This window comes from Arthrobacter sp. JDC6 (assembly GCF_056484025.1).
Window position 1 is genome coordinate 1,818,209 of the sequence record NZ_CM151278.1, and the last position, 21,935, is coordinate 1,840,143.

A 21,935-nucleotide genomic window follows, 5' to 3' on the forward strand; every position below is an offset into this window, starting at 1 on the left:
TGGTACTTCTAGATCCGGTACTCGATGTCGTATTCGGCCGGATCGACGGCGGGCTTGGTTTCCCGCTGCGCGTCCCGGTGCCTCCATTTGGCCGGAACACCGGTAACGATCGATTCCGGCGGCGCATCCTTCACCACCACGGCGTTGGCGCCGACGGCACTGTCCCGGCCGATGGTGATGGGCCCCAGGATTTTGGCTCCGGCACCGATGGTGACCCGGTCACCGATGGTGGGGTGGCGTTTGATCCGGGCAAGTGAGCGCCCACCGAGCGTGACGCCGTGATAGATCATCACGTCCTCGCCGATCTCGGCTGTCTCGCCAATGACCACACCCATGCCATGGTCAATGAAGAAACGACGTCCGATCGTGGCACCCGGATGGATCTCAATACCGGTCCAGGACCGGCCCAGCTGGGACAGCAGGCGCGCCGGGAAGCGAAGCGACGGGTTCTGCCACATGCGGTGCGTCAGCCGGTGGATCCAGATGGCGTGCAGGCCGGAATAGGCGAAAAAGTTCTCAAAAGAACCTCGAGCCGCCGGGTCGTGGGACCGGGCGGCGTCGAGGTCTTCCTTCAGTCTTGCGAAAAAGCCCACAAAGTTCTTTCTACAGGAAACGGGCGGACGGCGGGCTGATCAGCCGCGGATGTCGTCATAGAGCACGGTGGAGATGTAACGCTCACCGAAGTCGCAAACGACCGCCACGATCAGCTTGCCGGCATTTTCCGGACGCTTGGCCAGTTCCAGCGCGGCCCAGACGATGGCGCCGGAGGAGATGCCGCCCAGGATGCCTTCCTTGATGCCCAGTTCGCGCGCAACGCGGACCGAGTCCTCCAGGTTCGCGTCAATAACCTCGTCGTAGACGTTGGTGTCCAGCAGCTCCGGGATGAAGTTGGCGCCCAGTCCCTGGATCTTGTGCGGGCCGGGGGCGCCGCCGTTCAGGATGGGGGAGTCCTTGGGTTCCACCGCCACGATCTGTACGCCGGGTTTGCGTTCCTTCAGGACCTGCCCGACGCCGGTGATGGTTCCACCGGTGCCAACGCCGGCCACGAAGATGTCCACGCCTCCGTCGGTGTCTTCCCATACTTCCTCGGCGGTGGTCCTGCGGTGGATCTCCGGGTTGGCTTCGTTGGCGAACTGCTGGGCCCAAATGGAGTTCTCGGTGTTGGCCACGATTTCCTGGGCCTTTTCCACGGCTCCGCGCATGCCCTCGGATCCAGGGGTCAGGACGATCTCGGCACCGAAGGCGCGCAGCATGACCCGGCGCTCGGTGGACATGGTCTCAGGCATGGTGAGGATGACCTTGTACCCACGGGCGGCACCCACCATGGCGAGGGCGATGCCCGTGTTGCCGGAGGTGCCTTCGACGATGGTGCCGCCGGGCTTGAGGGCGCCCGATTTTTCCGCGGCGTCGATGATGGCAACGCCGATGCGGTCCTTGACGCTGTTGGCCGGGTTGTAGAACTCCAGCTTCACGGCAACGGTGGCGTCCAGCCCCTCGCTGAGCCGGTTCAGCCGGACCAGTGGGGTCCCGCCCACCAGTTGCGTCACATCGTCATAGATCCGTGCCATGTACATACGCCTATCTCTAAGGGGTGAATACTGAGGTCAGCCTAACGAGGCCGCGTAACGGAGGCTAAGCGTTAAGCCATGCAGAGTAATATTTGCGGGCCTTGGCAAGCTTGGGGTTGATGATCACCTGGCAATACCCCTGCTCCGGGTGTTTGGCGTAGTAATCCTGATGGAATTCCTCCGCCACGTGGAACCGCGGCAGGCGGCTGACCTCGGTGACAATGGGATGCGGCCACAGCGCCTGGTTGCGTTCGATGGCTTCCTCGAACAGGATCTTCTCCTCCGTGGTCTCGTAGAACATCGAGGACCGGTACTGGGTGCCCACGTCGTATCCCTGCCGGTTCAGCGTGGTGGGGTCATGAAGGGCGAAGAACATGTCAAGGACAACTTCCGCGGGGATAACCTCCTCGTCGAAGGTCACCGCCACCACCTCCGCGTGGCCAGTGGTTCCACTGCAGACCGAGTAGTAGTCCGGATGGGGATCGTGGCCGCCGGTGTAGCCGGACACCACCGAGGTGACACCCCGTGTCTTCTGGTAGACGGCGTCAAGGCACCAGAAGCAACCTCCGCCAAGAACAAAAGTTTTCATGACCTCTTCAATGGTTGACGGCCCGGGATCATTCCCTGCCGGCCCCGCGCCATGCCGCAAACTGCGGCGGCCGCAAGCCGATGGGGTAAAACTAAGACTATGGAACCTGTGGACACCGACGTTACCGGCCAGGCAGATCACGACGGCGAAGCCTCCTCCGACACGCCGGCTCCGGCCGGTTCCGCGGACGCTCCCACTTTGGCCGAACTGCTCCTGGCAGTTGAGGAACTGTGGCCGGAGTCCCTGGCGGAAAACTGGGACGAGGTAGGGCTCGTGGCAGGCCACCCGTCCGCCGCCGTCACCAAGGTGATGTTTGCGGTTGATCCCACGCTGGAGGTCATCGAGGAAGCCGTTGAGTGGGGAGCCGAACTGCTCATCACCCACCACCCCCTCCTGCTGAAGGGCGTCACGTCGGTCGCCGCCACGTCGGCGAAGGGCCGGGCAGTCCACCGGCTCATCGAGTCGGGAACGGCACTGCTGACCGTGCACACCAATGGCGACTCCGCCGTCGGAGGCGTTTCCGATGTCCTGGCCGACGCCCTGGGGCTCCAGGACGTCGCCCCGCTCACGGTGGCAGCCAACGGGCTCCCGGAGGAAGGCATTGGCCGCGTGGGCGACCTGGCGGATGCCATGAGCCTGGGCGACTTCGCGGCCCGGGTGTTTGGAATTCTTCCGTCAGTGGCCGGGGGAGTGCGGGTCTCCGGCGACAAGGACGGACTGGTGCGGCGCATCGCGGTGTGCGGCGGTGCCGGCGATTCGCTGTTCAATGAGGTGCGCGCCAGCAACGCCGACGTCTACGTCACCGCGGACCTTCGCCACCACCCGGCATCCGAGGCACGCGAAGCCGCCCTCAACGGACGGCCGTACCTGGTGGACGTGTCGCACTTCGCCAGTGAATGGCTTTGGCTGCCTGCGGCCGCGGCCGCCCTGGGCAACGTCCTGGCTGACCAGGGACATGAGGTGGAGATCCAGGTCAGCACCACCAACAGCGACCCCTGGGACTTCATCCTCACGCCGGGCTAGGCAGCAGCCCGGGATAGCGCGAGGCAGGGAAGCGGGGCCACGCGCTAGAGTCTAGGAAGCGCCGGTTCGGTGCCCGGCTACGGCCGGAAAGGATTTATCGGAGGTAACAGTGGCCAAGGCAGCACCGGCGGAACAGTTGAAGTTGCTTGAACTGCAGGGGCTGGACGCCCGGCTGAAGGGCCTCACCAACCGCCGCCGCACGCTGGAAAACGATCCCCGCATCAAGGACCTCGAAGCCGCGCTCTCTGTCGCCAACGGTGAACTGGGAGCAGCCAAGGTGGCCGTGCACGATGCCGAGGCCGCGCTTAAGCGGGCGGAAGCCGACGTCGAACAGGTTGCTTCACGGATCGAACGCGACGAGGCCAGGCTCAACAGCGGCACCGGCCTTTCCAAGGACCTGGTTGCACTGCAAAAAGACATCGCCTCGCTCAACAAGCGGCGCTCCGACCTTGAGGACGTGGAGCTGGAGGTCATGGAGCGGCTGGACAGCCTGCGGGAACGGCAGGCGGCGCAGCAGCAGATTGTCGACGACATCCAGGGCTCCTTTGCCACCATCCGGGCCGAACTTGACGCGGCCCTCGCGGAGGTGGAAACGGAAGCGGCAGGGCTTCGCGCGCAGCGCGCCGCATTCGCTGCAGGCCTGGAGGCGGGCATGCTGGCGGTTTATGAAAAGACGCTTGCCAAGCGCGGAGTGGGCGCGGCCCGGCTGTTCCACGGCACCTCCGAAGCCTCCGGCATGAAGCTCAGCCCCGGCGACCTCGCGGAGATCAAGGCTTCGGCCGCGGACGACATCGTGTTCTGCCCGGACTCCGGCGCCATCCTGGTCCGCTCGGACGAGTGGTCCTGACCGGGCGGATCAGCCCGGCAGGATGATGTTCAGGGCGTGCGGCCTGCGGGCCGTGCCCGGCACCAGTTCTGCGTCCCACTTCTCGCGGGCAGCCTTCAAAAGGTCCGACGGCGCCGCCGGGGCTTTACCGCGCCGTACCAGCAGGTGCCGCGCCAGTTCCCCCCGGGTGTGCTTGGCGAAGTGGCTCACCACTTTGCGGACCCCACCTGTTTCGGTGAAGACGTTGACCGCCACGGTCTGTTCCGGCGGCGGTGCCCAGGCGGCTGCATAGGTGCTGGACCGGCAGTCCACCACCAGGTGCCCCCGGGCGGCGCTGCCCAGGGTTTCGCCAAGCTGCGTCTTCCAGAACGGGGCCAGCCTGCCGACGTCGGGCAGTGCCGTGCCCATGGAGAGCCGGTAGGCGGGGACGCTGTCGCCGAAGCGAAGGGCACCCCACAGGGCCGAGATCACCAGGACGGACGCGTCCGCCTTGCGCCGCTGGGCCGGTGTCAGGCTCCGATAGCCAAGGGCGTCGTACAGGACGCCGGAATAGATGCTGTGTGCGGGCGCTGCCGGCTCGGCGCCCAGGCGCGTATTGCGTTCCACGTCCTCACGCAGTGATGCGCCCACGCCCAGCAGGGCGAGGGCGTCCTGGTGGGCACTGACGGTTCCCAGCGCTTCGAGGACCTTGGCGCGGTAGGGGTTCAATTCCGGAAAGCCGAGCGAGGACCAGTCGACGGCGGGTCCCCGGAGCGCGGGTGTCTTGCCTTCGGAAGGGGGAAGCAGAATCAGCACCGTCCGATCCTACCGGCGCAAAAGCGGGTGGCGGCGCCGGTAGACTGGACGGCGGATGGGACAGCCAGGCGGCCGCGCGTCACGCAAGTGGCTCGAGGAACGTCCGGGCTCCGCAGGGCAGGGTGGTGGGTAACGCCCACTCGGGGTAACCCGCAGGCCAGTGCCACAGAAAACAGACCGCCTCCATTGCCGGCTTTGGCCGGGAAGGGCAGGTAAGGGTGAAACGGTGGTGTAAGAGACCACCAGCTTCCCGGGTGACCGGGAAGGCTAGGTAAACCCCACCCGGAGCAAGGCCAGACAGGACACGTTCGAGGGCTGCCCGCCCGAGTGTCCGGGTAGGCCGCTGGAGGGTGCCGGCAACGGTACTCGTAGATGGATGGCCGTCGCTCCCTTTCCGGTAACGGCAGGGGAGAACAGAACCCGGCGTACCGGCTGTCCCATCCACATTCCGCGTTTGACCTAGGGCGATGCGTTGGGGATGCTGGACCGTGCCCGTTATTCCTGATCCCCGTCCCGCCGCCCGGGCCGGCGTCCCCGGCATCCGTTCCCAGGTCATTGCGCTTGGCGGGTTCCTGGCGCTGTCCGCCGCGGCGTGGGTCATCGCTTCGGTTCCCATCATCCTGAATTCCAACGGGTGGTACGCCGGTTCGGTGAAGGCGCCGTGGATGCCGCCGCCGTGGATGTTCCGGAGCACCTGGATGGCGCTGTACACCGGCGTGGCGGCAGCCGCGTGGCTGGTCTGGCGCAAGGGCGGCCTGACCGGGAGCACCCGTGCAGGCTACATTGTCCAGCTGCTGCTCAACGCAGCGTGGCCGGCGGCCTTTTTCGCCCTGTACCCAATGCTCGGAGCTGCCGCCCTCTGGGCTGCGTTCGGGGTTATCTGCGCACTCGCCGGAACCTTGGTATTCCTGATCCTGCGCTTCGGGCCGGTGGACGCCGCCGCCGGCCTCCTGGTGCTGCCGTACTTTTCCTGGCTTGTCTTTTCCGCCAGCCTGAACCTCTACTCAGCCGTCCACAACTGAGTCCGGCAACACCACGGCCGCGGGGCATCCCGGCCATGTGAGTGATTTCACGCAGCGCAAGCGTGTTCCCGGCGGCGGGCCAAATTAGAATGGATCCCGGACGCAGGAGTTCTACCGCCGAAAGTTGCGTTCGCAACCGGCGGTTTTTCTTTGCACGCGATCCAGGCGCCTGGGGGCCATCCCTGCAGGCGCGGGTGCCCCTGGACATCATCAGGTGGCCTACATCTGTGTACGAGGACGTACACGGCTGAACCGAGGAAGGTATTTCTGTGAGCCAGACGTCTGATTCTTGTCTTGATACGTGGATGGGCCGGGAGGCCCTCGCCGAGGCCATGATCCCGGTGATCGGCAGGCTGTACCGCGAAAACAACGTGGTCACCAGCATCCACGGCCGGAGCCTGATCAACAAGTCCACCATGAACATCCTCAAGGCGCACCGCTTTGCACGCCGGATGAGCAAGGACGAACTGCTCCTCGAGGACACCGCGCCCCTGCTGAACACGCTGGCCGGACTGGAGCTGGGCGCTGCCGCGATCGACATCGCCCGCCTGAACCAGAAGTTCAAGGAAGAAGGCAACGGCGCCACCCTGGAGGAGTTCCTCCGCGCTGAGCTCGCCGAAATCGTTGGCAAGCGGGGCGGCGATGACCGCACCAGCACCGACGTCGTGCTCTACGGCTTTGGCCGCATCGGCCGGCTCCTGGCCCGCCTCCTCATCGAAAAGGCCGGTGGCGGCCACGGACTGCGCCTGCGCGCCATCGTGGTGCGCCGCGGCTCCGACAACGACCTCTCCAAGCGCGCCAGCCTGCTGCGCCGCGACTCCGTCCACGGGTCCTTCGAGGGCACCATCCGGATCGACGAGGACGCCAACACCATCACCGCCAACGGCGTGCAGATCCAGGTCATCTACTCCAACGACCCCGCCACCATCGATTACACCGCCTACGGCATCAAGGATGCCCTGGTGGTGGACAACACCGGCCGCTGGCGCGACGCCGAGGGACTTTCCCAGCACCTGCAGAGCAAGGGCGTGGCGCGGGTCCTCCTGACCGCACCGGGCAAGGGAGAGCTGAAGAACATCGTCCACGGCATCAACCACCGGGACATCACAGACTCGGACCGGATCGTCTCCGCGGCGTCCTGCACCACCAACGCCATCACCCCCGTGCTGAAGGCCATCAACGACAAGTTCGGCGTGGTGCACGGGCACGTGGAAACCGTCCACTCCTTCACCAACGACCAGAACCTGATCGACAACTTCCACAAGGGCGACCGCCGCGGCCGCTCTGCAGCCCTGAACATGGTCATCACCGAAACCGGCGCCGCCAAGGCAGTGGCCAAAGCCCTGCCCGAACTGCTCGGAAAGCTGACCGGCAGCTCCATCCGCGTCCCCACCCCGGACGTATCGCTGGCCATCCTGAACCTCAGCCTGGAAAACGGCACCACCAAGGACGAGGTCAACAACTACCTCCGTGAAATGTCGCTGCACTCGGACCTCCGCAAGCAGATCGACTACATCGACTCACCCGAGGTTGTCTCCACCGACTTTGTCGGCTCCCGCCGCGCCGGCATTGTTGATGGACTCGCTACGGTCTCCACGGACAAGAACCTGGTCCTCTACGTCTGGTACGACAACGAATTTGGCTACAGCTGCCAGGTGGTGCGCGTTATGGAGGAAATGGCCGGCGTGAACCCGCCGTCGTTCCCCGCCAAGGAAAGCGCCGCCGCCCTGGCCGCCATCGCGGTCTGACCCTGTCCGCCACGTCCAGCGAATTCCCGGCTGGTTCTCTGGAATCAGCCGGGAAAGGGGACCACACTGGTGGCATGGACAACGAATCGACTCTTCAGCACGACACCACCCTCGAACACGCCCTGGACGTGGCCAAGTCGAACCACAAGGAAGCAGTGCGGCTGCTTGAACGCGCCCGCGCCGCACACGCGGCCGGGGATGTCAGCCAGGACCGCGTGGGCCAGCTCGAGGGACTGCTGGCCATTGCCGAGGAAGACCTTCGAAGGGTCACCAGGGAGCAGTAGCCCAGAGGCGGCCGCGCCGGCCGTGTGAGCCATCACTCGTCCTCAACAGTGTGGATATCACCGGCTTGGGGTGCCCTTTGTCCTAGGCTCTTGGGGTGCCTGACTTTCCCCTTCCGGCGTCGACGCCTTGACCGTCCACTGGGCTGCCTACCGCCGCGCACGCCGCCGTTCCCGGCAGGCCTGGGCGCTGCTGGCAACGGCCGCAGTATGCATCGTCGCTGCCCTGTCGTGGTTCTTCACCGCAGGACAGTTTGCAGCCGCAGGGCCGGCGCCGGAGGGCCCGACCGAGGCGCCGGTCTTCGATGCCCAGTGGATGAAACCGGTGCAGGAACCAAACCCCGTACCGGCGGGCAGTGCCCTCTCTGCACTCGACGGCCTCGCCGTGAAGGGCCGGGCACCGAACACCGGCTACAGCCGCGAGGCCTTCGGCCCGGCGTGGCTGGATGTCGACAGGAACGGCTGCGATACCCGCAATGACATCCTGCGACGGGACCTTGCCGGCGTGGTGTTCGCCGAAGGCTCCACCTGCAAGGTAACGGCCGGTCACTTCCGGGAACCCTATACAGGCCAGGACGTGGACTTCCAGCGCGGTTCAGACAGCAGCCGGGCTGTCCAGATCGACCATGTGGTGGCGCTCGGGGATGCCTGGCAGAAGGGGGCCCAGGGCCTGGCGCCCAAGGAACGCCAGAGCCTGGCAAACGACCCCCTGAACCTGATTGCCGCGGACGGCGCTGCCAACCAGCAGAAGAGCGCAGCGGACGCCGCCACGTGGCTGCCGAAGAACACCGCACTGCGCTGCCATTACGTGGCCCGCCAGATCTCTGTGAAGGCCGCCTACGGCCTGTGGGTGACGGCTGCCGAGAAGGACGCCATGAAGCGTGTCCTCGGCTCCTGCCCCCGGCAGGAAACCATCACTGCCCGCTGACGGGGACCGGAAGGGATGAGTGGCCGAACTTGTCAGTGGCCGAACGGATCCGGGTCCACGCCGGGCATCCACGTCAACCCCGGCACGCCCCACCCGTTTTTCTTCGCCTGCTTCCTGGCTTTGCGGGAATAGCGGTCAATCAGCCGGTTGACATACAGCTTTCCGTCCAGGTGGTCGTATTCGTGCTGGATTACCCGGGCGAACCAGCCCGTTGCCTCAAACTTCACCGGGTTTCCAAAGCCGTCGAACCCCTCCACCCGGGCCCATTCGGCCCGCTTGAGCGGATACTGCTCACCGGGGAAGGAAAGGCAGCCCTCCTCCTCCTCGTCGGGGTCGGGCGCCGCGCCGGAGACCTTGGACAGTGTCAGCACGGGATTCACCAGTACACCGCTTGGGGGAGCGCCATCGTCGTTGGCGTACTTGTAAACGAAGATTCTCTTGCCCACGCCGATCTGCGGGGCGGCGAGGCCCACGCCATGCGCGGCTTCGTTGGTTTCGAACATGTCGGCAATGAGGGTGCGCAGTTCGTCGTCGAAAACCTCCACCTCGGCCGCGCGCCGGTGCAGGACAGGCTCGCCCCAGATGGTGATTGGCAGAACGGTCATATCAGTTGTCCCTCGGCTTTCGCGGTGTCCCCGGTTTTCCTGCGCGTACCCCCGGTGGGGCACAACAAAGGAGGCCGCACCGGATATCCGGTGCGGCCTCCCATGTTGACGGCTGCATGTGCCGCCCCGTGAGGGTGAGCGACGGGGGTTGAACCCGCGACCTCCTGGACCACAACCAGGCGCTCTGCCAACTGAGCTACGCCCACCATGTGCTTCAAGTGAAATCCGCCTTAGCGGCTCCCTGGAAACGCAACTCAAATAGCTTACCTGTTCGGAAGGGGTGCTTTGTCCACTTTTAGCGATTTTCGCCAAATTTCACCGAAACGTGGCGCAGATTACTCCCCGGACTGCCCGGCGGACCCGCCGGTGGTGATCCCCTGGGCGATCTTCTGGGCGGTGGCGCTGTCAGGTCCGGGCGCGGGGACGAAGACGGCTTCGCGGTAGTACCGCAGTTCATCGATCGAATCCTTGATGTCCCCGAGTGCGCGGTGTCCACCCTTTTTGGCCGGTGACTGGAAGTAGGCACGCGCGTACCAGCGGCGCGACAACTCCTTGATGGTGCTGACGTCGATGACCCGGTAGTGGAGATGTTCCACCACGGCGGGCATGTCCCGCGACAGGAACACGCGGTCCGTGCCCACCGAGTTGCCGCCCAGCGGCGCCTTGCGTGGATCCGGAACCCAGGCGGAGATGTACTCCATTACCGCGGCCTCGGCTTCTGCCATCGTCTTGCCGTGCGGAAGTTCCGCCAGCAGCCCCGACTTGGTGTGCATGTCCCGGACGAAGTCGGACATCTGTGCAACCGCGGCGTCGTCGGGTTTGATGACCACGTCAACGCCGTCACCCAGGATGTTCAGTTCCGAATCGGTGACCAGGGCTGCCACCTCGATGAGGGCGTCGTTCTTGATGTCCAGACCGGTCATTTCGCAGTCGATCCAGACGATTCGTTCGTTAGATATAGGCACCGGACCAGCCTACCGTTACACTCCCGGACCCCCTGCCGATGCTAGGATTTCGGGTACGCGGCGGGTCGCCCTTCCGCCCTGAACCATGTCCTGGCCGGCCCGTGCGGCGCGCCGGGCAAACCGCGGAAACGCAAGAAGATTGGACAATCCTGAGATGACGGCGCCTGTGCCCGCAACGGGGGAGATGGCGGCGGCCGGCAGTGCTGGAACGGGCAGTGCCGAGGTGGACAATCCGCGCTCGCCACTGCTTGTCGGTTTCCTGGGGTCCGTGTTCATGCTGTTCGGATCCTTCGGCGTGGGCTGGCTGGCCCCGGTATCGGAACTGCGCCGCATGCCCCTGTTTATCTGGATGCGCACTGAAGCCCCCGGCGTGGCCCTGTCCATCGTCCTGGTGGCGGTGGGGGGCATGCTGCTGGTGCGCGCCTGGCTGCGCCTTGGCCAGAAGGTCCGGGTGTGGGGACCGCAGGCGCGGCGGGCCACCCTGGCCGCGCTTGCGGCGTGGGGGCTTCCCATGATGTTCAGCGTGCCGCTCTTCAGCCGTGACGTCTACGCCTATATCGGGCAGGGGCGGCTGATGGTGGAGGGCTTCAACCCCTACGAAAACGGCATCTCCGCCCTGTCCAACTACTTCCAGCTCGGCGCGGACAAGATGTGGACCGAAGCCCCGGTTCCCTACGGCCAGCTGTTCCTGTGGATTGAACAATTCGTCGTCTGGGCCACCAACGTCCAGCCGGAGGCCTGCGTCATGCTGTTCCGGCTGGTGGCGGTGGCCGGCGTGGTCCTGTGCGTCATCTACGTGCCCCGGCTCGCGGAACTTCACGGCGTCAACCCGCACCGTGCCCTCTGGCTGACCGTGGCGAACCCGCTTTTCCTGACCAACTTCATCGCCAGCGTGCACAACGACTCCCTGATGATCGGGCTGGCCCTGGCGGGGCTGTACTACTCCGCCACCCGCCGGGAAATCCTCGGCATTGTGATCGTGACCCTGTCCATCGCCGTCAAGCCCATCACCATCGTCTTCCTGCCGTTCATCGGCCTCCTCTGGGCAGGGAAGAATGCTGGCTGGCTGCGGAAGGCTGCCTTCTGGGCGTTGACGGCCGGCATCAGCCTCGCGCTCCTGGCCGCGATGAGCCTGGTCAACGGATTCGGCTTCGGCTGGATCAACGGGCTGTCCGCTCCCGGCAGCATCTCCATCTGGTATGCCCCGGTGGGGCTGATCGGCATGGTGGTGGGATCGCTGGCCAACGCGTTCGGCCTGGACGGGTCGGTGCCGGCGGGCTGGGTGTTCGACGCCGGGAAGCTGCTTGCCGTGGGCATCGTCGCCTGGCAGATCCTCAAGGGGGACTACGACCGGCTGATGCGCCGGCTGGCCCTCGGTTTCGCCGCCGTGGTGCTGCTGGCCCCCATCATCCAGTCCTGGTATGTCGTCTGGCTGATCCCGCTCTTCGCCGTGACCGGGATCCGCAATGACTGGCAGGTCAAGGCCCTGTACTTCGTGGTGTCGTTCTTCATGATCTACGCCATTTCGGACCAGCTGGACGTCTTCCCCTACCTGCAGACCCAGGATCTGGGCTTCGCCCTTGCCCTGGCACGGATCGCCGCGGCGCTGACGGCTCTCCTGTTCGCCCTGTACCTGATCTTCTGGGACCCCGGCACCCGCAGGCTGTTCCGCAAAACGCACGAGCCCGTCGTCGAACGTCCCGTGATCTAGCCGTACGCCCATCTGCCAGGCGCACTACTGCGGCGCCGGTACGGCGGCGATCCCGCGCAGGGCCTCCCTGCGTGACAACGCGCTCATGGCGGGTCCCTGCCGGGCGACGAAGGCTTCCACCCACTTTGGCGCCGTCTTGCCATATTCGCGCAGGGCCCAGCCGATCGCCTTCCGGATGAAGAACTCCCGGTCCGCCAGGTTCGGCTCAATGACGGCCGCCAGCAACGCGGTGTCAGTGTCCTTCTTCGCACGCAGTTGCGACGTGATGGAGGCCCTGCGGATCCAACGGTCGGGGTCGTGGCTCCACAGCCTCAGGGTTGCCGACACCGGGGCCCGGTGCGCCTGCAGCAGCCCGCAGATCCGGCCGGACACGCCATCCGCGAAATCCCACCAGGCGCCGGTGCGGATGATCTCCTCGTAGACGGGCAGCATGTCCAGGTCCCGGGCCACCAGCCGGTGCCCGGTCAGGTCTATGGCCGCATACCGTTCCTCCCGGAAGGTGGAGGTGCGCCAGAGCTCCAGTACGGTGGCGCGCAGTTGCCCGGCAGAGGCGGGCGGAAAGTCAGCCGCAGCCCGGGCCGCGATCCGCCGCACGTCCGGAACCCGGACGCCCAGCGAGGGAATCGCTGACCTCATGTAGGCCTGGGCGCCGGTGGCACGCTCCGGGTTGGCGAGTTCCCGGAGCGCGCCTTTGACGGCGGCGATGAGCTCCTGGTCGGCGGCGGTGTCCATGGGGCCAACTTTAGCCACCGGCCAAGGGCCGGGGTGGGGTACGCTGGTGAGCGCTAACACAATCAGAACCTGGGGGAATCCATGCCCGGCACCGAGATCCACCTCGCCCACGGACCCTACTCCGCCGTCGTCACCCGGCGCGGCGGGGCGCTCCGCGAACTGCGCCACGGGAACCGGGACCTGGTGGTGGGCTTCGGGCCCGAAGGCCCCGTGCCTGATTACCGCGGCGTCATCTGCGCGCCCTGGCCCAACCGGCTGGCCGACGGCACCTACACCTATGCCGGGAAACCGTACACGGCCGCCGTCAACGAACCCGAACGCGGCGCCGCGCTGCACGGCCTGGCCATCCATCAGGCGTGGAAGGTGCTGGAGGCGGCCGCGGACCGGGCGGTCCTGGGCTGCCGCATCCCGTCAGGCCCGGAGTACCCGGCCGACCTGGACCTCAGCGTCACCTACTCGCTTTCCGCTGACGGGCTCCACAGCACCGTCCTGGCCGTCAATGCCGGCCCCGTTGCCGCGCCCTACGGGGTGTGCCCGCATCCCTACCTGGTGGCCGGGCCCTCCCCGCTGGGTGACTGGTCGCTGGAACTTCCGGCCGCTGCCTACCTGGAGGTCACGCCGGACCGGCTGCTTCCCGTGGGGATGCGGGAGGTGGGCGCAGGTGCCTTTGACTTCCGCTCGCCCCGCCGGCTGGGAGAGGTGAAGATCGACCACGCCTTCACGGACATCTCCCGGGACGCCGCCGGCCTGGCACGCGTCCGGGTGCTGGATCCGTCGGGGACCGGCGTGGAACTGGAATGGGGGGCGGAGTGGCCCTGGGTCCAGGTGCATACGGGGGACAAGCCTGCCGGCCCGGACCGGCTCGGCCTGGCCGTTGAGCCCATGACGTGCCCTCCGGATGCACTGCATTCCGGCACGGACCTGGTGCACCTGCAGCCCGGCGCATCACATTCCGCGGACTGGACCATCCGGGCGCTGCCCTAGCAGGCCGCCCTTCCGGCCACCGGCAGGGCCGGTCTCAGTTTCCTGCTGCCGTGCCGGCCGGGAGCCGGCCCATCCGGCGCGCTGCAGCCACGCCGCGCACAGGGACGTCCATTGCCCGGGCCCTGGTTCGCCGGCCGCGAGTCCCAGCCCGTGCCGTCCTTCCGGGAAAACATGCAGTTCCGCCGGAACGCCGGCAGCAATCAGTGCCCTGGCATAGTTCAGGCTGTTGCTGACCGGGACGGCCTCGTCGTCGGCGGTGTGCCAAATGAATGCCGGCGGTGTGCGGGGCGTGACGTTCAGCTCCGCCGAGAGTGCCGTGAGGAGGGCCGACGGCGGTGCGTCGCCAAGGAGGTTGGCCACCGAGCCCTGGTGGGCTTCGTGGGTCAGGGACGCCACGGGGTAGCACAGCACCGAAAGATCCGGCACCGCCGCGGGATTGTCGAGCTCCGGCTTCCCCGTGGCAGCCGCCGTGCACAAGGTGGCGGCCAGGTGCCCGCCCGCGGAGAATCCCAGGACGCCGACGCGCTCCGCGTCCACGGGGAGCCCGTGCTCCCCGTTCCGGATGTGGAGCATGGCTTCCTTGGCGTCTTCCAGCGGGGCCGGGTGCCGGTCCGGGGCCACCCGGTAGCGGAGGACGAAGGCGTGGATCCCCAGTGCGGCAAGCCATTCTGCCACCGGCTCGGCTTCGTGGTCTGCCTGGCGGGCATAGCCCCCGCCCGGCAGGACCAGGATGGCAGGACGCGGGCCCGCGGCGCCGGAACGGGCGGCCACCGCGGTAAGTCCCCGCGGTGCCATCAGGCTGCCGCTTCCGTGCTGCGCCGCAGGGTTACCTCTCCGGTGATGCCGCCGGGAGCGGCCTCCACCTCGCCGCCGTCGCCGTCGGCCGGATTCCGGCCAGTGGCCCTGGTGGCAAGGCGCCCGATGTCTTCCAGGGGCAGCCGGACAGTGGACAGGGCGGGGCGGAAGTCGCGGAGGGTTTCAATGTCGTCAAAGCCGGCGATGGCTGCGTCGCGGGGGATCCGCAGCCCCTCGGACCGCAGGGCTGCTGCGGCGCCGATGGCCATGACGTCATTGACCGCAAAAATACACAGCCTGGGTGCGGCCCCGTCCCCGGACTGGGCTGCTTTGATCCTGGCGGCCAGTTGAAGTCCTGCCTCATATCCACCGGACCGGTTGAAGGCCGTGCGGAGCACCTCTGCCGGCCGCCGCCCGGCGCGCTCCAACCCTTCCTGGAAGCCGCGGACACGGTCGTCGGACGTCAGGAGGCCCTCAGGGCCGCCGATGATCACGAAGTCGCCGTCCCAGCCTTCCGCAAGCCCGGCGGCGAGCTGCCCGGCCAGCTCCTGGTTGGGGACTTTCACCACGTGGTACCCCTCCGGAGCGGTTGCACCCACGACGGGATGTCCCACCACGGCAACCCGGCCGCCGTTGCGGCAGTAGCGGTCAAGTTCGGCAGCCAGTTCGGCGTTGCCCTCCCGGTCCTCTTCCCGGCAGGAACGGGAACCGGCGATCACAATGGAGTCCGCGCGCCGCGCCGCGAAGGCGGCCACTGCTTCCTTCTCTTCGGCCGGGCCGCCTCCGGTGGTGGCGAGCAGCACCATTTTGCGTTGTTCCCGGGCGGCTTCCTGCACGCCCCTGGCGATGGCCGCGAAATAGGGGTCGGCAATGTCATGCACAATCAGGCCGATCAGGCCGGAGCTGGATTTCGCCAGGCCCTGCGCCTGGGCGTTGGGGATATAGCCCAGCGATTCAGCTGCCTGCCGGACGCGGTCGGCAATGTCCTTGCCCGGTTTACGGGCCGAGCCATTCAGCACGCGGGAAGCGGTGGCGGGCGAGACGCCGGCCAGGCGGGCCACCTCGGTAAGGGTACTTGCAGCCACTGCATCTCCTGGTGGTCGGTACGGGCTCAAAGGCTAAGCACATTATGACAGTTCAAACTACTTCCGGAAAGCGCTTGCCAACGGAAAGCGCGCCGTGCATTATTGAAGCAGCGGGAACGCGCTTTCCCAGACACCTTCAGTACATTGCTCACTCACCGTGGAGGACACATGGGCTACGAAACCAAAACGATCCGCATCGCCATGAACGGCATTACCGGCCGGATGGGCTACCGCCAGCACCTGCTGCGCTCCATCCTGCCCATCCGCGATGCCGGCGGCTTCACCCTCGAGGACGGAACCAGGGTCCAGGTTGAACCCATCCTGGTGGGCCGCAACGAGGCCAAGATCCGCGAGCTGGCGGAAAAGCACAAGGTCTCCGAATGGTCCACCGACCTGGACGCCGTGATCAGCGACCCCACTGTCGACGTCGTGTTCGACGCCTCGATGACCAGCCTCCGCGCCGCCACCCTGAAGAAGGCCATGCTGGCCGGCAAGCACATCTTCACGGAGAAGCCCACGGCGGAAACGCTGGAGGAGGCCATTGAACTGGCGCGCGTCGGCAAGGAAGCCGGCGTCACTGCCGGTGTTGTCCACGACAAGCTGTACCTGCCCGGCCTGGTCAAGCTCCGCCGCCTGGTGGATGAAGGCTTCTTCGGCCGCATCCTTTCCATCCGCGGCGAATTCGGTTACTGGGTCTTCGAAGGCGACATCCAGTCAGCCCAGCGTCCGTCCTGGAACTACCGCAAGGAGGACGGCGGTGGCATGACCACGGACATGTTCTGCCACTGGAACTACGTCCTCGAGGGCATCATCGGCAAGGTCAAGAGCGTCAACGCCAAGACGGCCACCCACATCCCCACCCGCTGGGACGAGGCCGGCAAGGAATACAAGGCCACCGCCGACGACGCCTCCTACGGCATCTTCGAACTCGAGACTCCGGCCGGAGACGAAGTCATCGGCCAGATCAACTCCTCCTGGGCAGTGCGCGTGTACCGCGACGAACTGGTGGAATTCCAGGTGGACGGCACGCACGGTTCCGCCGTCGCCGGCCTGAATAAGTGTGTCGCCCAGCAGCGCGCACACACCCCCAAGCCCGTATGGAACCCGGACCTGCCCGTCACCGAATCCTTCCGGGACCAGTGGCAGGAAGTTCCCGCCAACGCCGACCTGGACAACGGCTTCAAACTGCAGTGGGAAGAGTTCCTCCGCGACGTCGTGGCCGGCCGCGAGCACCGCTTCGGCCTGCTGTCCGCCGCCCGCGGCGTCCAGCTCGCCGAACTTGGCCTGCAGTCCAGCGGCGAACGCCGCACCATCGATATCCCGGAGATCACCCTCTAATGACGTCCCTCATCCTTCCCTCCGAAGACGGCGGAACCAGGGAGTACCGCCTTCAGGGCGGCACCGCCTGGGCCCGGCCCACTGCGCCCCTGACTGCACGGCGCGCCTATGCGGCCGCCCATGTCATCCCCGAGGTGCTGGCGGACAATACGCCCGGTGCCCCGGCCCGCCTGGACTGGGACGCCACCATGGCGTACCGCCACGAACTGTGGTCCTACGGGCTGGGCGTCGCCGATGCCATGGACACAGCCCAGCGCGGCATGGGCCTGGACTGGGCAGCGACGCAGCAGCTCATCAAGCGCACGGGAGTGGAAGCCGCATCCGTGGTTTCCGCCAACAACCCGGCCACCGCCGGCAAGTCCGTCCGTGACCTCGTCTCCTGCGGCGCCGGAACCGACCAGCTGGACACCGCTGCACTGCCCACCGGCGAAGCAGGCATCCAGGCGGTACTCGAGGCCTACCGCGAGCAGATTGCCGTGGTTGCCGAGGCCGGACCCAAGGTCATCCTGATGGCCTCCCGGGCCCTGGCCAGGGTCGCCGGCGGCCCGGAGGACTACCTGCGGGTGTACTCCACCCTGCTGCAGGAAGTGGACCAGCCGGTCATCCTGCACTGGCTGGGCACCATGTTCGATCCCGCGCTCGCCGGCTACTGGGGCTCGGACGACGTCGCAACCGCCACCGAAACCTTCCTGGGCCTCATCAGGGACCACGCGGACAAGGTGGACGGCGTCAAGGTCTCGCTGCTGGATGCCGGCCACGAAGTTGCCCTGCGGGCGGCACTGCCCGAGGGCGTCCGCCTCTACACCGGGGACGACTTCAACTACCCCGAACTGATCGACGGCGACGGCAGCCACCACTCGGACGCCCTGCTGGGCATCTTCGCGGCGATCTATCCCGCCGCCTCGGTGGCCCTGCAGAACTATGACGCCGGCAACCCGGCGAAGGCGCGGGAGATCCTGGACTCCACCCGCGAACTGGGCAAGCACATCTTCAGCGCCCCCACGTTCTACTACAAGACCGGCATCGCGTTCATGTCCTGGCTCAACGGCAAGCAGCCCGGCTTCCAGATGGTGGGCGGCCTGCACTCCGGCCGCTCGGTATGCCACCTGGCCAGGACCTTCGAACTCGCCGACCAGGCCGGCCTGCTCAGGGACCCGGCGCTGGCAGCCTTCCGGATGTCGGACTACCTCCGGATCAACGGGGTGGGAGTATGAGCGACCTCTCCCGCCTCTCCATCAACAGTGCCACCACCAAGAAGTGGACGCTCGCCCAGGTCGTCGAGGGCTGCGTCAACGCCGGGATCCCCGCCATCGGACCGTGGCGGGACCGGGTGGAGGAGGCCGGCCTGGACAAGGCCGCCCGACTGATCAAGGACGCCGGGCTGCGTGTCTCCTCGCTGTGCCGCGGCGGATTCCTCACCGCCCCCGATCCAGAGGGCCAGGCGGCCGCGCTCGCGGACAACAAGGCAGCCATCCTGGAAGCCGTGGCACTGGACACCAGGGAGCTCTTCCTGGTGGTCGGCGGCCTGGCCCCGGGGGAGAAGGACGTGGTGGCAGCCCGCCAGCGCGTCGCCGACCGGCTCGCCGACCTGGTTCCGTTTGCGCAGGAAAACGGCGTACGCCTGGTCCTGGAACCGCTGCACCCGATGTATGCGGCTGACCGCGCGCTCATCTCCACCCTGGGCCAGGCGCTGGACCTCGCAGCGCCCTTCGACGCCTCAACGGTGGGGGTCGCCGTCGATACCTTCCACGTCTGGTGGGACCCGGAACTGAAGGCGCAGATCGAGCGGGCCGGCCGGGAGGGCCGCATCGCCTCCTACCAGGTGTGCGACTTCAACATGCCCATCGCGGCCGATCCGCTGCTGTCCCGAGGCTACATGGGCGACGGCGTGGTGGACTTTGCCACCATCGGCACCTGGGTGCGGGATGCCGGGTACACCGGCGACATCGAAGTGGAAATCTTCAATCAGGAGATCTGGGACACGGACGGCAATACCGTCCTGGCCACGGTAAAGGAGCGCTACGCGGAGCTCGTCCTCCCGTACGCCTGACCTGACCCAAGACCGCGGGCTCCTGCCACGTTCCCAACATGACTGGCAGGAGCCTGCGCCCCACATGGAAAGGACCCGGACCGGCGGTGGATGCCCACCGCGGGTCCGGGTCCCTTTGTTTCTTTGTTACCTGTTGCTGCCCTGGGTATACAGCGAGGCGAACCGCCGGTACCGGGCCAGCACGCCGCCGTCGTCCTTCCCCAGTGGAAGGTTGACGGCGCCAGCAGCCCATGCAGGGAAACGTCCGGTGAGGGCCGCCGCTGCCTGGCGTGCCGCGCCGTCGGCAACATACTCACCCGGCTCCGGCACTGTGACGGGTGTTCCCAGCAGGGCCGCTGCGACTTCCTGCACGGCGGTGGATTGGGCGCCCCCGCCCACTAGGAGGATCCGGCGGGCAGACACGCCCTGGGCGTGCAGCGCCGCCAGGCCGTCGGCCAGGGAGCAGACCACGCCTTCGACGGCGGCGCGCGCCAGGTTGGCCGGGGTGTAGTTGGCACGGGTGATGCCGTGCAGGGTACCCGTGGCGTCCGGCAGGTTGGGTGTCCGTTCCCCGTCAAGGTAGGGCACCAGCGTGAGCCCTCCGGCGCCGGAACCGGCAGACAGGGCCAGCCGGTTGAACTCCGGCAGGTCCACGCCCAGCAGCGCCGCCGTGGCATCAAAGACCCGGGTGGCGTTCAAGGTGCAGACCAGCGGCAGGTAGTGCCCGGCAGCGTCGGCAAACCCCGCCACCAGTCCGGACGGATCTGCCGCCGGTGTTTCCGAGACGGCGAAAACGGTGCCGGATGTGCCCAGGGACATCACGACGTCGCCCAACCCCGCCCCTGCGCCAAGCGCGGCGGCCGCGTTGTCCCCGGCACCCGCTGCCAGGACGCTTCCTGCGGGAGTCCGCCCGGCCGCCTCCAACGGGCCAAGAACCCTGGGGACGGCAGGAACGTGGCCGAGCGCCGCGGACAGGACGTCCGGAAGGTAGTTGTCCTCCGCCGTCGAGTAGTACCCCGTGCCTGATGCGTCGGAGCGGTCTGTGGCCAAGGCGGCAAGCCCTTCGGCGCCGCTGCCCGGGCCGAAGCCGGCGAGCCGCCACGTCAGCCAGTCGTGCGGAAGGCAGACAGCGGCCACCTTTGCCGCATTCTCCGGTTCGTTTTCCGCCAGCCAGTGCAGCTTGGTCACCGTGAGGGAAGCAACGGGGACAGTTCCGGTGGTGCGGGCCCAATACTCGGCGCCGGCGGCGGGATCGCCGCCGCCGGCATCCTTGATGAGCTCCACGGCCGCGCCGGCGCTGCGGGTGTCGTTCCACAGCAGCGCCGGGCGGATGACGGCACCGTCGCTGTCCAGGCAGACCATGCCGTGCTGCTGCCCGCCCACCGAGACGGCGCTGACGTCATCCAGCCCGCCGGCGTCGGCCGCCGCCTTTTGAAGGGCAGTCCACCAATGGTCCGGATGAACCTCGCTGCCGGCAGGGTGCGTGGCCCGGCCCTGGCGGACGAGTGCTCCGGAATCCGCGTCGCGGATCACCACCTTGCAGGACTGGGTGGAGCTGTCGATGCCTGCGACGAGCACCATGGCCTAGTGGGCGCCGAGGAGGTGTTCGATGGCGAGCTGGTTGAGGCGGACGAAGGCAAAGGAGCGTTCGGCTGCCTTGTCGGCGTCGAAGTCCTGGAATGCTGCGGCGTCGGCCAGCAGGTCGGCGGTGGTTTCGCCGGCGTTGAGGGTGGGTTCGCCGAGTTCGAAGACGCCGGAGGTCTTGAGGGCTTCCTGTACCTGCGGGTCGGCGCGGAAGGCCAGGGCGCGTTCCTTCAGCAGCAGGTACATGGACATGTTGGCCTTGGCCGACTCCCACACGCCGTCGTAGCCATCGGTGCGGGAGGGCTTGTAGTCGAAGTGCCGGGGGCCGTCATAGGTAGGGCCGCCGCCGGGGAAGCCGTTCTCGAGCAGGTCCACGGTGAAGAAGGCGCTGGTCAGGTCCCCGTGTCCGAAGACGAGGTCCTGGTCGTACTTGATGCCGCGCTGGCCGTTGAGGTCGATGTGGAAGAGCTTGCCGGCCCACAGGGCCTGGGCGATGCCGTGGGTGAAGTTCAGCCCGGCCATTTGCTCGTGGCCGGTTTCGGGGTTCAAGCCCACGATGTCGCCGTGCTCGAGCTGGGCGATGAAGGCCAGGCCGTGGCCCACGGTGGGCAAGAAGATGTCGCCGCGGGGTTCGTTGGGCTTGGGCTCAAGCGCGATCCGCAGGTTGTAGCCCTTGTCCTTGATGTAGCCGGCGGCGGTGTCCACGCCTTCCTTCATCCGGTCCAGGGCGGCGGCCAGGTCCTTGGAGCCGTCGTATTCGCTGCCTTCCCGGCCGCCCCACATGACAAAGGTTTCGGCGCCGAGTTCGGCGGCGAGGTCGATGTTGCGCAGGACCTTGGAGAGGGCGAAGCGGCGGATCGAGCGGTCATTCGAGGTGAGGCCGCCGTCCTTGAAGACCGGGTGGCTGAACAGGTTGGTGGTCACCATGGGAACTTTCAGCCCGGTCTCGGACAGGGCCGCGCGGAAGTTCTTCAGGATCAGGTCCCGCTCCGAGGCGGAGGCATCAAACGGGACAAGGTCGTTGTCGTGGAACGTGATGCCGTACGCGCCCAGTTCTGCCAGGCGGTGCACGGCCTCCACCGGGTCCAGCGCGGCACGGGTGGCGACGCCGAACGGATCGGCGCCGGTCCAGCCGACGGTCCAGAGACCAAAAGTGAATTTGTCGGCGGGGGTGGGCGTAAGAGTCATGATGCGTCCTTGCGATCGGGCTCCGCGGAGGTGCGAAGCTTTAGTTTATTGCCTGAACTATATGAGCCGTCGTAGGGTTGGGTCAAGAGTCCCGGCTGGAAAACAGCCGGAAAATCTGTCGGAACTTGGACGGGGAGGT

Annotated in this window: 22 protein-coding genes, 1 tRNA gene and 1 other RNA gene; 12 read left to right on the forward strand and 12 right to left on the reverse strand. The window is 66.9% G+C overall.

All coding sequences use genetic code 11. The features are described 5' to 3' along the window. Window positions 1–8 precede the first annotated feature (8 nt). The 3 genes from epsC to msrA all read right to left on the reverse strand — a co-directional run bounded on the left by epsC (window position 9) and on the right by msrA (window position 2,157). Complete coding sequence (gene epsC, locus ACV095_RS08475) at window positions 9–593, reverse strand: serine O-acetyltransferase EpsC (protein WP_018769514.1); 585 nt, start codon at window positions 591–593, stop codon at window positions 9–11. A gap of 39 nt (window positions 594–632) precedes the next feature. Next, window positions 633–1,568, reverse strand: a complete 936-nt coding sequence (gene cysK / locus ACV095_RS08480) for a cysteine synthase A (protein ID WP_026265806.1) — start codon at window positions 1,566–1,568, stop codon at window positions 633–635. Window positions 1,569–1,632: 64 nt separating this feature from the next. Further along, window positions 1,633–2,157, reverse strand: coding sequence for a peptide-methionine (S)-S-oxide reductase MsrA (msrA, locus tag ACV095_RS08485; RefSeq protein ID WP_018769512.1), 525 nt, complete (start codon window positions 2,155–2,157; stop codon window positions 1,633–1,635). Between the two features lie 99 nt (window positions 2,158–2,256). Between msrA and ACV095_RS08490 the strand changes: the two genes are divergently transcribed. Next, complete coding sequence (locus ACV095_RS08490) at window positions 2,257–3,180, forward strand: Nif3-like dinuclear metal center hexameric protein (RefSeq protein WP_200831090.1); 924 nt, start codon at window positions 2,257–2,259, stop codon at window positions 3,178–3,180. A 109-nt stretch (window positions 3,181–3,289) separates the two neighbouring features. Continuing rightward, complete coding sequence (locus tag ACV095_RS08495) at window positions 3,290–4,027, forward strand: zinc ribbon domain-containing protein (RefSeq protein ID WP_056390741.1); 738 nt, start codon at window positions 3,290–3,292, stop codon at window positions 4,025–4,027. A gap of 9 nt (window positions 4,028–4,036) precedes the next feature. On the opposite strand, the gene ACV095_RS08500 is transcribed toward ACV095_RS08495, so the two are convergent. Continuing rightward, the gene (locus tag ACV095_RS08500; protein ID WP_478223274.1) at window positions 4,037–4,801 is read right to left on the reverse strand and encodes a YaaA family protein; all 765 of its coding nucleotides are present in this window, start codon (window positions 4,799–4,801) and stop codon (window positions 4,037–4,039) included. A 56-nt stretch (window positions 4,802–4,857) separates the two neighbouring features. Between ACV095_RS08500 and rnpB the strand changes: the two genes are divergently transcribed. From rnpB to ACV095_RS08525, 5 genes are all read left to right on the forward strand, one after another. Beyond that, window positions 4,858–5,245, forward strand: an RNA gene (gene rnpB / locus ACV095_RS08505) — RNase P RNA component class A. Between the two features lie 44 nt (window positions 5,246–5,289). Beyond that, window positions 5,290–5,823, forward strand: coding sequence for a TspO/MBR family protein (locus ACV095_RS08510; RefSeq protein ID WP_018769508.1), 534 nt, complete (start codon window positions 5,290–5,292; stop codon window positions 5,821–5,823). 305 nt (window positions 5,824–6,128) lie between these two features. Next, complete coding sequence (locus tag ACV095_RS08515) at window positions 6,129–7,571, forward strand: glyceraldehyde-3-phosphate dehydrogenase (RefSeq protein WP_018769507.1); 1,443 nt, start codon at window positions 6,129–6,131, stop codon at window positions 7,569–7,571. Between the two features lie 74 nt (window positions 7,572–7,645). Beyond that, window positions 7,646–7,855: a hypothetical protein gene (locus ACV095_RS08520; protein WP_478223275.1), complete on the forward strand. Its 210-nt coding sequence runs from the start codon at window positions 7,646–7,648 to the stop codon at window positions 7,853–7,855. Window positions 7,856–7,982: 127 nt separating this feature from the next. Further along, window positions 7,983–8,780 carry an HNH endonuclease family protein gene (locus tag ACV095_RS08525; RefSeq protein ID WP_478223276.1) on the forward strand — a complete coding sequence of 266 codons (798 nt, stop codon included), beginning with the start codon at window positions 7,983–7,985 and terminating at the stop codon, window positions 8,778–8,780. A 32-nt stretch (window positions 8,781–8,812) separates the two neighbouring features. On the opposite strand, the gene def is transcribed toward ACV095_RS08525, so the two are convergent. The 3 genes from def to orn form a co-directional block, all read right to left on the reverse strand. Beyond that, window positions 8,813–9,385 (reverse strand): peptide deformylase, encoded by a 573-nt coding sequence (gene def / locus ACV095_RS08530; protein ID WP_018769504.1) that lies wholly within the window; start codon window positions 9,383–9,385, stop codon window positions 8,813–8,815. Window positions 9,386–9,518: 133 nt separating this feature from the next. Continuing rightward, window positions 9,519–9,591 (reverse strand) — tRNA-His (locus ACV095_RS08535). Window positions 9,592–9,720: 129 nt separating this feature from the next. Further along, the gene (gene orn / locus ACV095_RS08540) at window positions 9,721–10,308 is read right to left on the reverse strand and encodes an oligoribonuclease (RefSeq protein WP_018769503.1); all 588 of its coding nucleotides are present in this window, start codon (window positions 10,306–10,308) and stop codon (window positions 9,721–9,723) included. Window positions 10,309–10,504: 196 nt separating this feature from the next. Here orn and mptB point away from each other — a divergent pair, with 196 nt between their 5' ends. Continuing rightward, a complete protein-coding gene (gene mptB / locus ACV095_RS08545; protein ID WP_018769502.1) occupies window positions 10,505–12,061 on the forward strand; it encodes a polyprenol phosphomannose-dependent alpha 1,6 mannosyltransferase MptB in 1,557 nt (518 codons plus the stop codon). Between the two features lie 24 nt (window positions 12,062–12,085). On the opposite strand, the gene ACV095_RS08550 is transcribed toward mptB, so the two are convergent. Further along, window positions 12,086–12,793 (reverse strand): DNA alkylation repair protein, encoded by a 708-nt coding sequence (locus ACV095_RS08550; protein ID WP_134164639.1) that lies wholly within the window; start codon window positions 12,791–12,793, stop codon window positions 12,086–12,088. Between the two features lie 81 nt (window positions 12,794–12,874). On the opposite strand from ACV095_RS08550, the gene ACV095_RS08555 reads away from it, so the two are divergent. After that, entirely contained in the window at window positions 12,875–13,777 is a 903-nt protein-coding gene (locus tag ACV095_RS08555) for an aldose 1-epimerase family protein (protein WP_478223277.1), read from the forward strand. On the opposite strand, the gene ACV095_RS08560 is transcribed toward ACV095_RS08555, so the two are convergent. After that, window positions 13,739–14,572 (reverse strand): alpha/beta hydrolase, encoded by an 834-nt coding sequence (locus tag ACV095_RS08560; RefSeq protein ID WP_018769499.1) that lies wholly within the window; start codon window positions 14,570–14,572, stop codon window positions 13,739–13,741. The two genes, ACV095_RS08555 and ACV095_RS08560, sit on opposite strands and share 39 nt — an antisense overlap. Beyond that, window positions 14,572–15,657 (reverse strand): LacI family DNA-binding transcriptional regulator, encoded by a 1,086-nt coding sequence (locus ACV095_RS08565; RefSeq protein ID WP_018769498.1) that lies wholly within the window; start codon window positions 15,655–15,657, stop codon window positions 14,572–14,574. Before ACV095_RS08565 ends, ACV095_RS08560 begins: the two co-directional genes overlap by 1 nt. A gap of 168 nt (window positions 15,658–15,825) precedes the next feature. On the opposite strand from ACV095_RS08565, the gene ACV095_RS08570 reads away from it, so the two are divergent. From ACV095_RS08570 to ACV095_RS08580, 3 genes are read left to right on the forward strand one after another with little or no spacing between them, the layout of a single operon-like run. Further along, window positions 15,826–16,995 (forward strand): Gfo/Idh/MocA family protein, encoded by a 1,170-nt coding sequence (locus tag ACV095_RS08570; protein WP_018769497.1) that lies wholly within the window; start codon window positions 15,826–15,828, stop codon window positions 16,993–16,995. Continuing rightward, entirely contained in the window at window positions 16,995–18,209 is a 1,215-nt protein-coding gene (locus ACV095_RS08575; protein ID WP_056390726.1) for a dihydrodipicolinate synthase family protein, read from the forward strand. The genes ACV095_RS08570 and ACV095_RS08575 overlap by 1 nt, the downstream gene beginning before the upstream one ends. Beyond that, window positions 18,206–19,045 carry a sugar phosphate isomerase/epimerase family protein gene (locus ACV095_RS08580; RefSeq protein WP_056390723.1) on the forward strand — a complete coding sequence of 280 codons (840 nt, stop codon included), beginning with the start codon at window positions 18,206–18,208 and terminating at the stop codon, window positions 19,043–19,045. Before ACV095_RS08575 ends, ACV095_RS08580 begins: the two co-directional genes overlap by 4 nt. A 126-nt stretch (window positions 19,046–19,171) precedes the next feature. Here ACV095_RS08580 and xylB read toward each other — a convergent pair whose 3' ends face one another. Further along, the gene (gene xylB, locus ACV095_RS08585) at window positions 19,172–20,605 is read right to left on the reverse strand and encodes a xylulokinase (RefSeq protein ID WP_478223278.1); all 1,434 of its coding nucleotides are present in this window, start codon (window positions 20,603–20,605) and stop codon (window positions 19,172–19,174) included. Between the two features lie 3 nt (window positions 20,606–20,608). Further along, window positions 20,609–21,796, reverse strand: a complete 1,188-nt coding sequence (gene xylA, locus ACV095_RS08590) for a xylose isomerase (protein WP_478223279.1) — start codon at window positions 21,794–21,796, stop codon at window positions 20,609–20,611. Between the last annotated feature and the right edge of the window lie 139 nt (window positions 21,797–21,935).